The organism is Paenibacillus sp. YIM B09110, assembly GCF_037167145.1.
In the GTDB taxonomy this organism is placed as follows: Bacteria; Bacillota; Bacilli; order Paenibacillales; family Paenibacillaceae; genus Pristimantibacillus.
This window is the reverse complement of sequence record NZ_JBANSP010000011.1, coordinates 203,176-219,043: the sequence shown is the minus strand read 5'-3', so window position 1 is coordinate 219,043 and position 15,868 is coordinate 203,176. Positions and strand designations below refer to the sequence as shown.

At 49.9% G+C, this 15,868-nt stretch carries 17 protein-coding genes and 1 riboswitch; all 17 genes read right to left on the bottom strand.

The genetic code is table 11. The annotated features are described in order from the left end of the window. Positions 1-14 precede the first annotated feature (14 nt). The gene (gene ccsA / locus V8F51_RS18145) at positions 15-1,274 is read right to left on the bottom strand and encodes a cytochrome c biogenesis protein CcsA (RefSeq protein ID WP_337101747.1); all 1,260 of its coding nucleotides are present in this window, start codon (positions 1,272-1,274) and stop codon (positions 15-17) included. Further along, positions 1,271-2,941 (bottom strand): cytochrome c biogenesis protein ResB, encoded by a 1,671-nt coding sequence (resB, locus tag V8F51_RS18140; RefSeq protein WP_337101745.1) that lies wholly within the window; start codon positions 2,939-2,941, stop codon positions 1,271-1,273. The genes ccsA and resB overlap by 4 nt, the downstream gene beginning before the upstream one ends. Positions 2,942-2,952: 11 nt before the next feature. Further along, a complete protein-coding gene (locus V8F51_RS18135) occupies positions 2,953-3,483 on the bottom strand; it encodes a redoxin domain-containing protein (protein ID WP_337101743.1) in 531 nt (176 codons plus the stop codon). A gap of 96 nt (positions 3,484-3,579) precedes the next feature. After that, positions 3,580-4,323 (bottom strand): pseudouridine synthase, encoded by a 744-nt coding sequence (locus tag V8F51_RS18130; RefSeq protein ID WP_337101781.1) that lies wholly within the window; start codon positions 4,321-4,323, stop codon positions 3,580-3,582. A 54-nt stretch (positions 4,324-4,377) separates the two neighbouring features. Further along, positions 4,378-4,881: a spore maturation protein gene (locus V8F51_RS18125; RefSeq protein ID WP_442956453.1), complete on the bottom strand. Its 504-nt coding sequence runs from the start codon at positions 4,879-4,881 to the stop codon at positions 4,378-4,380. A gap of 25 nt (positions 4,882-4,906) precedes the next feature. After that, positions 4,907-5,581, bottom strand: a complete 675-nt coding sequence (locus V8F51_RS18120) for a nucleoside recognition domain-containing protein (protein ID WP_337101741.1) — start codon at positions 5,579-5,581, stop codon at positions 4,907-4,909. A 41-nt stretch (positions 5,582-5,622) separates the two neighbouring features. Beyond that, entirely contained in the window at positions 5,623-6,705 is a 1,083-nt protein-coding gene (locus V8F51_RS18115) for a D-alanyl-D-alanine carboxypeptidase family protein (RefSeq protein ID WP_442956449.1), read from the bottom strand. A gap of 153 nt (positions 6,706-6,858) precedes the next feature. Then, positions 6,859-7,344: a GerW family sporulation protein gene (gene ytfJ, locus V8F51_RS18110; RefSeq protein ID WP_337101739.1), complete on the bottom strand. Its 486-nt coding sequence runs from the start codon at positions 7,342-7,344 to the stop codon at positions 6,859-6,861. A 181-nt stretch (positions 7,345-7,525) separates the two neighbouring features. Then, a complete protein-coding gene (locus tag V8F51_RS18105) occupies positions 7,526-8,233 on the bottom strand; it encodes a DUF2953 domain-containing protein (protein ID WP_337101737.1) in 708 nt (235 codons plus the stop codon). A 58-nt stretch (positions 8,234-8,291) separates the two neighbouring features. Beyond that, positions 8,292-8,894 carry an SMC-Scp complex subunit ScpB gene (gene scpB / locus V8F51_RS18100; RefSeq protein ID WP_337101736.1) on the bottom strand — a complete coding sequence of 201 codons (603 nt, stop codon included), beginning with the start codon at positions 8,892-8,894 and terminating at the stop codon, positions 8,292-8,294. Continuing rightward, a complete protein-coding gene (locus tag V8F51_RS18095; protein ID WP_337101735.1) occupies positions 8,863-9,642 on the bottom strand; it encodes a segregation and condensation protein A in 780 nt (259 codons plus the stop codon). Before V8F51_RS18095 ends, scpB begins: the two co-directional genes overlap by 32 nt. Positions 9,643-9,675: 33 nt before the next feature. After that, the gene (ribH, locus tag V8F51_RS18090; protein ID WP_337101733.1) at positions 9,676-10,146 is read right to left on the bottom strand and encodes a 6,7-dimethyl-8-ribityllumazine synthase; all 471 of its coding nucleotides are present in this window, start codon (positions 10,144-10,146) and stop codon (positions 9,676-9,678) included. A 57-nt stretch (positions 10,147-10,203) separates the two neighbouring features. Then, positions 10,204-11,439, bottom strand: a complete 1,236-nt coding sequence (locus tag V8F51_RS18085; RefSeq protein WP_337101732.1) for a bifunctional 3,4-dihydroxy-2-butanone-4-phosphate synthase/GTP cyclohydrolase II — start codon at positions 11,437-11,439, stop codon at positions 10,204-10,206. Between the two features lie 62 nt (positions 11,440-11,501). Then, positions 11,502-12,161 carry a riboflavin synthase gene (gene ribE / locus V8F51_RS18080; protein WP_337101731.1) on the bottom strand — a complete coding sequence of 220 codons (660 nt, stop codon included), beginning with the start codon at positions 12,159-12,161 and terminating at the stop codon, positions 11,502-11,504. A gap of 39 nt (positions 12,162-12,200) precedes the next feature. Continuing rightward, entirely contained in the window at positions 12,201-13,313 is a 1,113-nt protein-coding gene (gene ribD / locus V8F51_RS18075) for a bifunctional diaminohydroxyphosphoribosylaminopyrimidine deaminase/5-amino-6-(5-phosphoribosylamino)uracil reductase RibD (protein ID WP_337101779.1), read from the bottom strand. A 286-nt stretch (positions 13,314-13,599) separates the two neighbouring features. Next, a riboswitch (FMN riboswitch) is annotated at positions 13,600-13,810 on the bottom strand. Positions 13,811-13,977: 167 nt separating this feature from the next. Next, positions 13,978-14,409, bottom strand: a complete 432-nt coding sequence (locus V8F51_RS18070) for a peptidylprolyl isomerase (RefSeq protein ID WP_337101730.1) — start codon at positions 14,407-14,409, stop codon at positions 13,978-13,980. Between the two features lie 55 nt (positions 14,410-14,464). Continuing rightward, on the bottom strand, positions 14,465-15,796 hold the full coding sequence (lysA, locus tag V8F51_RS18065; protein WP_337101728.1) for a diaminopimelate decarboxylase: 1,332 nt from the start codon (positions 15,794-15,796) through the stop codon (positions 14,465-14,467). Positions 15,797-15,868 lie beyond the last annotated feature (72 nt).

Genomic DNA, 15,868 nt, shown 5'->3' with positions numbered 1-15,868 from the left:
TCTCCATTCTTGTGTTAAGTCCCTGAGTAAGAATGCAGACCGGCGATAATCAAGTTGACGCCGATCAAGGTAAACAATACAATAACAAATCCGATAACCGCTAGCCAAGCTGAACGCAATCCTTGCCAGCCTCGCGATAGACGGAAATGCAAGTAGGCGCTGTAGTAAAGCCAAGTAATAAGTGCCCATACTTCCTTCGGATCCCAGCCCCAGAAGCGGCCCCAAGCTTTCTCCGCCCATATCATGGCGAAGATGAGTGCGCCCAGCGTAAAGACCGGGAAACCGATCGCAATCGCACGATAGCTGATTTCATCCAGATCTTCAGGATCGATGCCTTCCATCGCCGGGTGAATCACTGCACCTAGACGCTTGCGGAAAGCAAGTCGGAGCAATCCGTATAAAATACTGCCCGCAATAACCGACCATACAACGGTGTTAAGCTTACGGCCCGCGTTAACGCCGTTCATCCAATAAGGAGCTTCGAACAGCGGTTTCTCTAAGCCAAGGAAGCTATCCATCTCGACGACCTGGCTGTTGTAGGGCTTCACGATCGGCGGAAGCGCATAAGCAACCTTCTCCGTTGTCGTTTGCTCAATGCCCTTGCTGTCGATTTCCGATATTTCTTGAGTGAAATGCGCTTCATAACCGGCGCCGCGGAAGCCGAATACGGCAATAATAAATCCAACGATTAAGATAAGCGAGTATAGGGTGAATTCAACCCAAAATTGATCTCTGCGAGCTTCCTTCGTCGTCTGTTTGAAATCGACGACGCGCAACAGATACATAAGGCCTGCAGCAAAACCGACTGCGAAGAATGCCTCGCCAAGCGCAGCCGTCGTCACGTGAATCTTAAGCCAGTTCGACGTAAGTGCCGGAATTAAAGGTTGTACATCGCTTGGGAATACGGCCGCATATGCAACGATGATAACCGTTAACGGCAAGGCGAACATGCCGAGCAACGGTTTGCGATAAATCGCATGAATGATCGTGTACGCAATCATAATAGCCATACCGAGGAAGGTCATAAACTCATACATGTTGCTCGTAGGAATTTGTCCGCTGCCTGCCCAGCGCGTGAAGAAGAACGCTAAGTGAGCCGCAAGTCCAAGACTGGATGTAATAAATGCGATCTTGCCCCAGCGTCGTTCATGATCGGCTGGCTTGCGATTGCTCCATTTCTTGCCGGCAACCGCAATGACATAGAACATAAAGGCAAAGCAGTAAAGAAAGAATGCGACTAAAAAAACGTCGCTGCTAAATTCGACTAAACTCACGCGTTGTTCCCTCCGTTATCGAGCGCCTTCGGATCGACGGTAATCCCGATTTTTTTGAGCGCGCCGGCTACATCCGAGCGCATGCCGTACCAGTTCTTATTCGTATGAGCGCCGAGCGACAGCTCGCCGTCATCAACGCGCAGCCATATTCTTCGGTGCTGCCAATAAGAGCCCATAAGCAGGCCGAGCATCGAGAATACTGCGCCGATCCATACGTAAGGAAGCGCTCTGTCCATCCTTACGTTCAAATAGGTGGATGCTTCCGAGAACTCGACGTTCTCCATTCCATCAACCTTGATTTCAATCTTCTCAGCCAATGCGCCATTAATGACATCCTGGGCAAACTTTACTTTGTCCTTCTGCATCGGGAAGTACATATAAGGCTCTCCCTCGGCTGCAAGACCAGGACCTTTGACCGTAAAGATGAATGCAGGCGCAATTGGATCACGCGAAAGCGTTGTCGGTTTGCCATTGCTGTCGAGCGCGAATTCCATGAAATTCGCATATAGTTCAAGCGTATAAGGACCAAGCTCATGTTTCAGTGCCGAGTCTTTCATCGGCAAGTCGAACGGTCCGTACGATTCGCCTGTCTGCTTGTTAATCAGCACCGGATGAACGGCATTAAGCCGCGGCGTCATATCGAAGTCGAACTGATACAGCTTAAGACCTTTGTACTTAAGCGGATCATTGACGATAATATCATGGCGCTTAACTTCCGTAAGCTCCGGCTGCTTCAGCGGATCGTCGCAATTGCTTGTACATGTGTACAATACCGCTTGCGTCTTGAACAGCTTTGCGCGCGCCGTCCCTTTCAGGGTCTCAGGCAGCTCGTCATCATTATAAAACTCAATGACGAACTTCTCGTTCTTAACGTAATAGTTCGTTCCGCTAATTTGAACCGTATCACCATCTGGTATCGTTATATACGAATCCATTTGGAAGCCGGGAAGGCTGCGAGCTAGTATTGCAAGCAAGAACAGGATCAAGCCGATGTGATTAATATAAGGACCCCAGCGGCTGAAACGGTTTTTCTCAGCAAGCAATGAGCTGCCGTCGCGATGGATGCGATACCCCTTGCGTTTCAACTGCGCGCCGAATTGCTCCGCCCATTGCTCTGAATCGCCTTCAATGGTCTGCTTGTACACCGTCTTTTGACGGTTAATAAATAGCAGATGCTTGCGAATCTGTTGTTTGTTAAGCGCCCGATAAAGCGGCAGCACGCGGTCAAGACTGCAAATAACGAGCGACGTTCCAATCATGACAAGCAGGCCGATAAACCACCACGATTCGTATGTATGGGACAATCCGAGCAAATAATAAATTTTGCCTGTTAGGCCATACGTCTCCTCATAATAATCGGCAGGCTCGAAGTTATTAATGAAAGTATTCTCCTGCGGGTAGATCGTTCCCAGCATTGCTGTTACGAATGTAATGATAATTAAGTAAATCGCGATTTTGACAGAAGAGAAGAAGTTCCACACCCGGTCAATGACATTCGGATTGCTCTTCTGCGAACGGCGCGCGACGCCGTCATATCGCATCTCAAGCGGCGTTTCGGTATCTTCGGCTTCGGATGGCAAAAGCGGCTTGCCGCAGCTTTCGCATAATACCGTGCCTACCGAGTTTTGATGGCCGCATTCGCATTTTGTGTTCTCTACGACTAACACAGCTTATCCTCCTAGAGCTGAAGCAAACGTTCAATCCGATCGTCAATCTCTTGCTCCGTCATGCCGCCTACTTTTATCTCCATTATTTTGCCGTCCGGTCCAATGAAGAAGGTCGTCGGGTAGGACCGCAGCCCGTAGCTGCGTTCCGTCTTGCGGCTAACGTCGCGCAGAATCGGATAGTTCAAATCGAATTGGCGAACAAAGTTGTTCACGGTCAAAGTGTCTTCGCTTAAATTGATGGCCAGAATAACGAGGCCATGGTCTTTCCACTTGGCGTATTGCCGCTCGAACTCTGGCATTTCTTTCACGCACGGCGGACAGAAAGTGCCCCAAAAGTTAACGACAACCGCTTTTCCCTTATAATCCGACAAGGCTGTCGTACCGCCGTCCAGATTGGCCAATGTGAATGAAGGCGGCTCGATACCTGCCTTTAGAGGACCTTCCGAATCTGACGCGAACAACGTCGATCCTATCGCATAACCGCCTATAATAAGTACGGCAGCCAATATGATGATTTGGACCGTTTTGCGAGATTTTCCCATTAGCTTGCCTCACCACCTGCTTCTATCTCTGCTGAATGAATGACTACTTTAGTACCATTATAACGAAAAGTCGACGGCAATAACTGCCGCCGTCGTTTACTTTTTATGAACTTTATGTGTCTTGCGAGCCTCAGCGAGCAGGCTGTCAATCTCTTTGGGAGTTAGATGTCTGTATTTGCCGCGGCCAAGATCCTGCAGATAAAGATCGCCGAATTTAATACGTTTCAGACGGACGACTTTATGGCCGACTGCCTCGAACATTCTGCGAACCTGACGGTTGCGGCCCTCGTATATCGTAATCGATATTTTGGCTTCATTGTTTTCCGTATCGACGTCATGATATTCAACCTCAGCGGGCGCCGTCATACCGTCCTCTAACATGATGCCCTTCTGAAGCTTCTCAAGCGCGCTGCCATGCGGTACGCCTTTGACCGTCGCATGGTACGTCTTCGGGACGTGATGGCTCGGATGCGTCAGCATATTGGCGAACTCACCGTCGTTCGTAAGCAGAAGCAATCCTTCTGTATCGTAGTCCAAACGTCCGACAGGGTATACCCTCTCTTTAATACCGGGCAGGAAGTCACCGACGACCTTGCGGCCTTGCGGATCCTTGGCGCTCGATATGACGCCCTTCGACTTATTAAGCATGACGTAAATTTTCTTCTCGCCTTTGATCGGCTTGCCGTTCACCGTAATGGCATCAACGGCTGGATCGGCTTTGACGCCAAGCGTCGTTACTTTCTCGCCGTTCACCTCGACCATGCCGGCCATTATCATTTCCTCGCATTTGCGACGGGATGCGACACCCGCTTGCGCTAATATTTTCTGTAAACGTTCCAATGCTTTCACCTCATCCTCCATCATACCGATTAGGAGAACAAAGTACAAGCTGTGTTATCCGAATATGTACAAGCAAATGAATATCGCCGCCAAAAAACCGACCAAATCGGAGAAAAGTCCTACTTTTAACGCATATTTCGTTCGCCGGATGCCGATAGCTCCGAAGTAGACGGTCAGCACATACAGCGTTGTATCCGTGCTCCCTTGAATTGTAGATGCGATTCTTCCAATCATCGAATCAGGTCCATAGGTCTGGATAAGGTCAGCGGTGAACGCAAGCGATCCCGCCCCCGTAAGGGGACGCAAGATGCCTAGCGGAAGCACCTCGCTTGGGATACCGAACCAGTCGAATAGTGGCCTTACGGCAGACAACATCAGCTCCATCGCGCCTGATGCGCGGAACATGCTGATCGCAACCATCATTCCGACAAGATGCGGGATAATATTAATAGCTGTGCCGAAGCCGTCTTTTGCGCCTTCGACGAACGTTTCATAGACAGGTATCTTGCGTCTTAACGCCGCATAGAGAGGGATGAATACGATGATGGCAGGAATCATCCATGCGGATAGATTGGTGAATAATTCATACAAGCGTCTCACCCCCGCCAGCAGAAGGTTTTGACAATGATTGATTTTGATTTTGAGGCTGCTTATTCAAGTTTAACTGTGGTGGGGTCATAGGAGGGGACTTTCTTCTATACCATCGGTCGGCAACAATTGCCGCTGACGTGGCAACGAATGTTGCAGCTAACGTCGTGCCGATAATTTCAGCAGGATTAGCCGAACCATAATTCATTCGAATCGCAATAAGTGTCGTCGGGACGATTGTAATGCTGGACGTATTAAGCGCAAGCAACGTACACATCGCAGGCGTTGCCGTTGAAGGATCGGGATTCAGCTTCTGAAGCTCCTGCATAGCCTTAATTCCCATTGGCGTTGCCGCATTGCCAAGACCGAATAAATTCGCGCTTAGATTGCTCATAATGTATCCAATTGCCGGATGGTTATGAGGAATGTCCGGGAACAGCTTGCGTACGAGAGGTCCAAGCATTCGAGCCATTGTCTTAAGCAAGCCTGCATCCTCTGCTATTCGCATCATCCCAAGCCAGAATACCATAATGCTTATGAGGCCGAAGCTTACGGTCACGCCTGACTTTGCCCCTTCGAAAGCTGCCTGCGTTACCGCGTCCATGTTGCCGTTTATCGCGGCTACCGCTACGCTAGCCGCGATAAAGAATAACCATATCCAATTCACCATATAAACCGTCTCCCCTCGGTTTTATGCTTTCTAAAAAACAATTACTTATTAGCGCTATCCCTCAATCGATTGCTTCCCGCATCATAAACAGGGGTTGAACCGATCTTCTCTCCTTTTAGAAACCATTGAAGCGCCCCGCGTTCGCCAAGCGTATAACTCGTTGAGTTTGGCGCAATTAGAACCAGGCTTGTATGAATGGAATCCTGCTCGTCCAGCTCAAGCGGATAACTGAATCCTTGGCCAAGCGCATAGGGGTAACCGGCTATCGTCTGCCCCTTGCCGGCAAGCTTCTGAAGCGGATAGTTTGCGAAGCCCCAGTCAAGCATCTGTTTGTGGTCATTCCAATCATCGCTGTCATTAATGGTTACTGCGGCAAGCTGCTGGCCATTCCTAGTAGCTGAGCTAACGAGGCAGCGAAGCGACTTTTTGGTATAACCTGTTTTGACACCGTCGGCACCTTCGTACATGGCTAGCATTTTATTTTTGTTCGGCCAGGTGTAGTCCCATTTCTCGTGCGGATTAGGTACTTTCTTCTCTCTAGTGCCTACAATACGGGCAAATGTTTTATTTTTGAGCGCATAAGCAGTCAATACGGCAAGATCATTAGCTGATGAATAATGCCCCTCTTCATCAAGACCGTGCGGATTTTTGAATTGCGAATGTTTCAAATTAAGAAACCGCGCCTTCTCGTTCATCAGGTGGACGAAGCCCTCTTCTGAACCTCCCACATGCTCGGCGATCGCGGTTGCCGCATCATTGCCGGAGCGAAGCATAAGGCCATACAGCATGTTTTCAAGCGTCATTTCTTCGCCTAATTGGAGGTAGATGGATGATCCTTCCTTGCCAACGGCCCTCTTTGGTGTCTTCACCTTATCGTCGAGCTTACCGTGGTCGATGGCCACGATTGCAGTCATGATCTTCGTCAAGCTTGCAATTCTCATCGATTGATCGCCATTGGTGCTATATAGGACTCTGCCAGAGCTGACATCGATTAACGCGGCCGCTCTTGCATTCGTTCCGATCGGCTTTGGTGTCGCATCTGCTGTCTGTTGAATCGCCAGCGTCATTACTCCTAATAAGAGCATGGAAGCTATGGCGATTCTATACCGCTTAAACCCATTCATTCCAATGATGCTCCTCTCGCTGCAATAGTCTGTCGTTCATTATATGCCTGTACATATTCGTGTAGACGAGCTTGTCGCAACTAAAATGAAAAAATGAAAAACTGCCCTTGCGGGCAGCTTTACAATTTGGATTGCCACTCTCAAGCGATTAACTTACAAGAGGTGATCATTTGCGTCCAGACTGCCCGTAATAACGGTAGATGCTGGATCGACATAATTGGATTGCTGCATAGGCTGCTTAATCATCGACTGCACTTTATCGAACACATGAGGCGCAGCGTCAATGACACGCTCCATTAGATGCGTTTGATTATCCAGCGGCACGATCTTCACGCCATGGGTACCTACAACAAGGAAGGCAATAGGCGTAATCGACACACCTCCGCCGCTGCCGCCGCCGAACGGAAGCGACACGGACGCATTATGCGCGTCGTTTTGCGATCCGCTCGTATGGTCGGATCCATCGAGCCGGATATCGCTGCCGCCCGCAACGAAACCGAAGCCAACCTTGGAGATCGGCATAATAATGCTGCCGTCCGGGGTTTGTACAGGATCGCCGACGATCGTGTTGACGTCGACCATTTCCTTGATGTTTTCCATTGCGGTTTGCATTAATCCTTGAATTGGATGCTCAGCCATTGTAACTCCTCCTCAAAAGTTTTGTGAAAAGACGCTTCATTGCAGAGTCATCACAGCAAAACTTGCTCCGAAAGCATACTTTCATTGCGATATGAATAAGAACTTGCCTACGCTTCTTGTATTGTGCGCAGTACATGCCTGGACTATGTATGAGCTGAGCCTCCAGCAAAGTTGTTCTAAACTACACCTTGAACAGCTGTTTTTGCCACGTCCAATGACTCCCTCCGCCGCCTTCCTGTCGCCTTCTCTTCCGCATTCGGAAGAACAACTTCATGCCTGCCAGTACTGCGTTGCCAAAGCTCATCTTGGCGCTGCATGACCAATCCGTCGAAAAGTAAGGTCGCTGATAAATCGGCGTCACGGTCATCTTTGGATCGGCCTGAAGCTTGACCATCTGAGAGAGAACACCGATTAGACTGGTCTTAACCGACCATACGAAACCCGTCGTCATTGCTGTCCACATCGCATCACCTGTTCCAACGGAAGTGTTCCAGGTCCATTCTGTCATCTTTACCTTCGTCAACGTCTGCCTTGCCCAGCCGGTCAAGTTCCGTGTCATCTCCAGGATGTTCTTGAAACGATCCATCGTACGGGCAACATCGTCGGCATTGATCTCTTCATTGAATTGCTTCCAAGTGTTAATCCCCGTGTTCGTAGACGACACCTGCTCCTTTAATTGGATAGAAGCGCCCAAATACTTAATAACCGGCACTTTCAAGCGGTAACGATATAAGCCGAACAACGCTTTGATTGCAATTTCGGCGTCGTCATTATTTCCCGATTTCGCAAAATGTCCGCTAACTTTAACGGGTGATGCGATTACAATCGAAAAAATGAACAAAAAAAAGAGACCGGCCGCCGTCATCCAACCAAAAGGATAAAGGGGCATTATGCTTCCTCCATTTCCCTACTTATGGTTGAATATAGTATGACCCGGCGGTCAAATCTCATTCTTTTATTTCATCAATCGTCATCTGCCTGCCGTCTAGGCGCTCGAACAGCAACTGCGTCGTTTCTTCAAGCGCATCGTCGACACTGACATGTCCCGGTTCAGGCAATTCCTTGATTGATGGCAAGCCGAAGTATTCTAAAAATAATTTCGTCGTTCCGTATAATATAGGTCTTCCAATCGCTTCGGCTCTTCCTACCTCTTCGATCAAATCCTTTGACACAAGGGAGCTGATCGCCCGATCGGTCTTCACACCGCGAATCTCTTCGATATCGATTCTTGTAATCGGCTGGCGGTAAGCGACGATCGATAACGTCTCCAAAGCAGCTTGCGATAATTGCGAACGTGATGGCGAATAAGCCATTCGCTCAAAGTAAGGCGCATGCTCGGGATGCGTAGTCAGTCGGTAAGAGCTGGCTACTTCAGCTATCTGAACGCCTCGCATCTCACGTTCCAAATCCCGCTGCAAGTCGTAGACCAGATCGGAGGACAAATCCGAGTCGATCTCCAAAATATCGGCGAGCTGCTTCTTCGTTAAGCCTTCATCTCCGGCCATGAACAGAAGGCCCTCAATAATCGACTTCAATTTCGGATAATCCATCTTGCGAAGATTCTCCTCTCCAATGTATGACGATGTCGTCGAACAGCTGATGCTGGAAGCAGCGAATATGCTTCATCTTCATTAGCTCCAGTATCGCTAGAAAGGTGACAACTACTTCGTGCTTGTCCATATTCTCACGTATAAGCTTCGAGAATCGGACCGTTTCGTATTGCTTCAGCACCTCGACAATATCCCGAATCCGATCCTTAACCGATATTTCATCGCGCTGGATCGTTGAGATGACGTTCCTTCTTGCTGCCCTGCGCAGTGCTTTCTGGAAGGCGGCAACAAGATCGGACACGTGCAAGCCTTCAACGGGATTGACCTTCTCTTCCTTCATATAAGGGGTCAAGTCATCCGGCTCTCGCGAATAGACGAGGCTGCGTTCGAATTCCTTCTCCCGCAGCTGCTCGGCTATTTGCTTAAACTTACGATATTCAACGAGCTTCTGAATGAGCTCATCACGAGGATCAAGGCCGTCATCCTGCCACTCGTCATATTCCTCCTCGAACACCGGAGGCTTAGGCAGCAGTTGCTTGCTTTTTATCGCCAGAAGGGTTGCAGCCATGACCAGAAACTCGCTCGTAACCTCAAGCTCCAGCTCCTTCATCGCATGCAGATACTCCATATATTGATCCGTAATCTCGCTGATCGACACTTCATGGATATCAATCTCTGCTTTGTCGATCAGATGGAGCAACAGGTCAAGAGGCCCTTCAAAAGAATCCAGCTTGTAAAGCACCGACACTCGTATTTCCTCCCGCGTTGCCGCCTGGGGGTATTATCCCTGCAGCTGTTTCGTCAAATTAGCCATTTCGATCGCGCTGGCAGCCGCTTCATAGCCTTTGTTGCCGGCTTTCGTGCCTGCACGCTCAATCGCTTGCTCGATCGAATCGACCGTCAGAACGCCGAAGATCGTTGGCACGCCTGTTTTGAGCGCGATTGCCGCAACGCCTTTGGCTGCTTCATTGCACACAAAGTCAAAGTGAGGCGTTGATCCGCGAATAACGGCGCCAAGCGTAATTACCGCATCATACTTGCCGCTTTCAGCCATCTTTTGAGCGATCAGCGGAATTTCGAATGCGCCAGGCACCCATGCGATTTCAACATCATCCTCAGCTGCGCCGTGGCGTTTGAATGCATCAAGCGCGCCTCCAAGCAATTTGCTGGAAATAAATTCGTTGAACCGTCCGACAACAACCCCATATTTTAAACCTTCCGATACTAAATGTCCTTCATATATACGTGCCATTTTACCATCTTCCTCTCATCCTGAGTAGTTATTATATTTTTTTGCTGCTGACTGCTATTACGACTCCTGCTCTTCGAACTTGAGCATATGGCCTAGCTTCGTTTTCTTCGTTCGCAAATATTTACTATTGGTTTGATTAGCTTCCATCTGAATAGGAACGCGTTCGACGACCTCGATGCCGTAGCCTTCAAGTCCTTTGATCTTACGCGGATTGTTCGTCAGCAGCTTCAGCTTGGAGATGCCAAGATCCTTCAGTATTTGCGCGCCTATACCATAATCTCGCAAATCGGCAGGAAAGCCAAGCTTTATATTCGCATCGACCGTATCGAGCCCTTCTTCTTGTAGCGCATAAGCTTTCAGCTTATTAATGAGGCCGATGCCTCTGCCTTCTTGACGCATATAAAGCAGCACGCCGCTTCCTGCCTCGTCGATCTGACGCAGCGCCGCGTCAAGCTGAGGTCCGCAATCGCAACGATGAGAGTGGAACACATCGCCAGTTAAGCACTCCGAATGTACTCGGACTAGAACGGGCTGCGTTGTATCGAGATCGCCTTTCACAAGAGCAACATGCTCCTTGCTATCCATGATGTTCGTATAGGCGATAGCGCGGAAGATACCGAAATCGGTTGGCATTTTCACGTCAACGATTCGTTCAACAAGCTTCTCCTTCTCATTCCGATATCGAATGAGCTCTTGAATCGTAATCAGCTTAAGCCCATGTTTCTCTTTGAAGACCGTCAAGTCCGGCAGCCGAGCCATCGTACCGTCTTCGTTGATGACTTCGCAGATGACTCCGGCAGGCTTCGAGCCGCACAATACCGCCAAATCAATGGCTGCCTCGGTATGGCCGGCTCTGCGGAGAACGCCGCCCGGCTTCGCGATGAGCGGGAAAATATGTCCGGGACGGCGGAAGTCCTCCGCCTTCGCCGTCGGATCGATAAGCGCTCTGACAGAGAGTGAGCGTTCATAGGCCGAGATGCCCGTCGTCGTCGAAGCGTGGTCGACAGACACAGTGAAAGCCGTTCCGTGGTAATCGGTGTTATGTGTTACCATCGGCGGCAGCTCCAATTCCTCAGCCCGCTCCGGTGTAATCGGAACGCACACCAAGCCGCGCGCTTCCGTAATCATGAAGTTAATGACCTCCGGCGTCGCCATATCGGCCAAGGCGATTAAGTCGCCTTCATTCTCACGATCCTCGTCATCAACAACGATGATTGCTTTGCCCAGCTTCAAATCCTCCAGTGCTGCTTCTATTGTATCGAACGGATTCGAATTTGCATTACTGTTTGTCATCCTGCTTCCCTCCCCGGTGGTATCAATCTATAAGAACAATCTTATTTTGTATAATTCATCTGTCACAGAAAACCGTTCTCCATTAGAAACGCCGTCGACAGCTTTGACTTCGGCGCCTCGCTCTCCGGCTGCTTGAAGTGCAGCAGGTGATCGACGTATTTGCCAATGACATCACATTCGATGTTAACCGATTCTCCCGGCTTCTTGTTCAGCAGTGCCGTTTCACCGAGCGTATGCGGAATGATCGATACCGCGAATGTCTGGGCCGATGTGTCTACGACTGTTAAGCTAATGCCGTCAATCGTAATCGAGCCTTTCGGAATCACGTATCGCAGCGATGACGGATCATCCAGCTTAATACGAAATACGACCGCATTCGCATCGGTTTCACGCCCTATGATTTTGCCAGTGCCATCGATATGACCTTGCACGATATGACCGCCGAAGCGCGCTCCGGCTTGCATCGCACGCTCTAGGTTGACCGACTCTCCGGAACGCAGCGCATGCAGCGTAGAGCGTCTGAACGTCTCAGGCATAACATCGGCAGCGAAAGAGCCGCCGTCGTAATCGGTAACGGTCAAGCATACACCGTTAACCGAAATGCTGTCTCCAATTTGCACACCCTCTAGAACGCGTGTTGCACCAATGGATAACCGCATCGCTTCGCCTTGCTTCTTAACACCTTTCAGCTTGCCTACCTCTTCTATTAGTCCAGTGAACATCGTAGCCCTCCCCTCTATTCCACCTGAGCTGAGCGTTCCTTAACCCAATGAACTTGGATATACGGGATAGCCGGATACACAAATGTCCTCTCCCGCCATCTCTACGGATACGCGCTCCAGTTCAATCGCATCCGCCATTTTCTCAAAGCCTTCGAACGTGAACGTTCCAGGCGAAGCAGCTCCGCCAATAATCTTAGCCGCATAATACAAAATAATTTTATCGATGAGACCCGCTTCCAACATCGCGCCGTTCAGTGCACCGCCGCCCTCCAGCAGGATCGATCCAATCTCCAGCTCGCCGAGCTTCTTCATCGCTTCGCGAAGATCGACTTTACTGCCTTCGCCGCATGCAACGACCTCGACGCCTGCAACCGCTAGCGCTTGTCGCTTGGCAGCATCCGCTTGCTCCGTAGTCAGGACGATCGTTCGTACCGATCGATCCGTAACGACCTTCGCTTCAAGCGGAAGACGCAGGGAAGAATCGACGATAATACGAGTCGGGTGAATCGCAGGTACAGAAGCGCGTGTCGTCAATGAAGGATCGTCAGCCAATACCGTTCCGATACCGACCATAATCGCCTCATGCTGATGGCGGAGCGTATGTACCTGCTCGCGTGCAACAGCTCCCGTTACCCAGCGGCTATCGCCTGTCTTCGAAGCGATCTTGCCATCCAGCGTGCTCGCCGTCTTAAGAGTGACGAACGGCAGTTTCGACGTGATGTATTTATTAAACTTCTCATTCATAAGCTGTGATTCAGCTTCAAGCAAACCTACCGTTACTTCAATTCCCGCTTCGCGGAGCCGAGAGATGCCTCTGCCTGCAACCTGCGGATTCGGATCTCCGCTTGCAACAACGACTCTTGCTGCCTTCGCATCGATAATGCGTTCACAGCATGGCGGCGTCTTGCCGAAGTGGCTGCATGGCTCCAGCGTTACGTAAACCGTAGCGCCTTCGGCTTCTTCGCCGGCCATTTGGAGAGCGTGTACTTCCGCATGGCCCGTACCCCGCTTCAGATGCGTGCCGATGCCGATTATTCGTCCTTCCTTGACGACGACACAGCCGACAACCGGATTAATACCCGTCTGACCTGATGCTTTGGCCGCCATTGTAAGCGCGAGGCGCATATAATATTCATCATTCAATACGTCCATGAACGCAAAAACACCCCCATCGGCATACTTATCGCCTCGGGGGTGATGATAGATGAATGAAGATAGCCATTGCGACAATACCGTTTCACGAGCGAAAAGATTCAAACAACATCAATTACAAACCCCGCCAATAAAACGATGAAATGTAATAGTTTGCTGATATCCCGTTCGAAATAAACCGCTTATGCAGCGGTTCACGGTCATTACTAACGCTAATGAAACAAACCTATCTAGCTTGTGAAAGATAGCACAAACTAATAAGCATGAATGACGTAGCTGTCGCAAGCATCTCCTTCTCCCATCCAGACTATACTGTCGGTCCCGGAATTACACCAGGTCCACCGCTTCGTATCAAATGCTAATGCGTTATCGCGTTAACCATTCGATATGAACCGGGTCACGGACTAACGAGCTGCGACAGGCCTGCGGTTGTCCGCTCCTGCCCTCGCCGCTCGATCACCGCCGGTTGGGAATTTCACCCTGCCCCGAAGGAAAGCTGCATAAAATAATTTATGATTAGTGAATAGTGAAGTTCTTTATACACTGAAAAAATATTACCACTAGCTTGATAAAAAAGCAAGATATCCGTCTAATTTGCTTGGAAATAAAACCGCCGTACCTCTCATTCAATGAGAAATACGGCGGAACTTCTAACAGGCGATTATTAAGAAGCCGATACTTCGACTTTCTCCATTTTGTCTCCGCCTTTAAGCGCGTCAACAAACTCCATGCCTTTCGTTACTTTGCCGAATACCGTGTGACCGCCGTCAAGATGCGGCTGCGGCTGGTAGCAGATGTAGAACTGACTGCCGCCTGTATTACGGCCGGCATGGGCCATAGCGAGCGTACCGCGCTCATGCTTGTTCGGATTGATCTCACAGTTGATATTGTAGCCTGGGCCGCCTGCGCCAGTACCGTTAGGGCATCCGCCTTGTGCGACGAAACCAGGGATAACGCGGTGGAATGTAAGACCGTTATAGAACCCGTCGTTTGCAAGCTTCTCGAAGTTTGCTACTGTATTGGGAGCATCTTGGTCGAACAAATCCAAGTGGACTTCTCCGCCGCTTGCTAGTGTGATTTTTGCTTGTTTAGCCATTGCTGCATCTACCTCTCTTTTTCAACAGAATACTATAACGTTACCAATTTCAAGCTTATTTCGCAAGCGCTGATTTTTGCAGTCTTGCCGGAATCACGTCATTGCATACAATATTTTCGAGAGATTCGCGCTTAACGGCAAGGTCAGCCTCGCCGTCTTTCACGAATACGACTGCCGGACGACGGATACGGTTGTAGTTGCTTGCCATCGCATAGTTGTATGCGCCTGTGCAGAATACAGCCAGCAGATCGCCGCTCTCTGCCTTAGGAAGCTCTAGATCCCAGATCAGCATGTCGCCGCTCTCGCAGCATTTGCCTGCAATCGAAACCGTCTCTTCTTTCGCATCGTTAGCGCGGTTCGCCAAGATCGCTTCGTATTGTGATTGGTACAGCGCTGGGCGAGGGTTGTCCGTCATACCGCCGTCTACAGCGATATATTTGCGAACGCCTGGAATGTGCTTGCTCGTGCCTACCGTGTACAACGTCGTGCCTGCGTCGCCTACCATGCTGCGGCCCGGCTCTACCCAGATCTCAGGCAGCGGGAATTCCGCTTCGGTGAACTTTGCTTTGATAGCGCCTGTAATTGCACCTACGTATTCGCTGATCGGCAGCGGTGTATCGCCTTCCACGTAACGGATGCCGAAGCCGCCGCCAAGGTTGATAACTTTGAACGTAAGTCCAAGCTCGGAGCGAATCGCAACAGCAAAGTCTGCTACTTTGTCCACTGCCATGCGGAAGCCTTCAACTTCGAAGATTTGCGAACCGATGTGGGAATGAACGCCCAGCACCTCAAGGTTCGGCAAAGTGATTGCTTGCTCAATCGCTTGCTTCGCAGCGCCGTTGCCAAGGTCGAAGCCGAACTTCGAATCTTGTTGGCCTGTCGAGATGTAATCATGCGTATGCGCTTCAACGCCAGGCGTAATGCGAAGCAAAACGTTTACGGTTTTGCCTTTGTCAGCTGCCAGTGCGTTTAGAGTGTGCAATTCGATAAAGTTGTCGACTACGAAGCAGCCGATACCCGCGTCAAGCGCCATGTTGATTTCTTCATGCGTCTTGTTGTTGCCGTGGAAATGAATGCGTTCCACTGGGAAGCCTGCTTGCAAAGCCGTATACAGCTCGCCGTCAGATACGACGTCAAGCGACAATCCCTCTTGCTCTGCGATAGCGCACATTGCCATAACACTGAACGCTTTGCTCGCATAAGCAACTTGAAACTTCAAGCCGGAGGCTTTGAACGCTTCAACATATTCCTTAGCGCGTTGACGAACGAGTGCTTCGTCCACGATATAAAGCGGTGTGCCGAATTTATTAGCAAGATCGGTTACGTCGCAACCGCCAATTTCCAGATGACCATTCGTGTTAATATTGCTAGTTCCATGCAAGTACATAGTTTCCCCTCGACTTTCTCTATCTGCAAGCAGATAGACGGTTAATTTGCATCTATAGCAACAGTATATCGC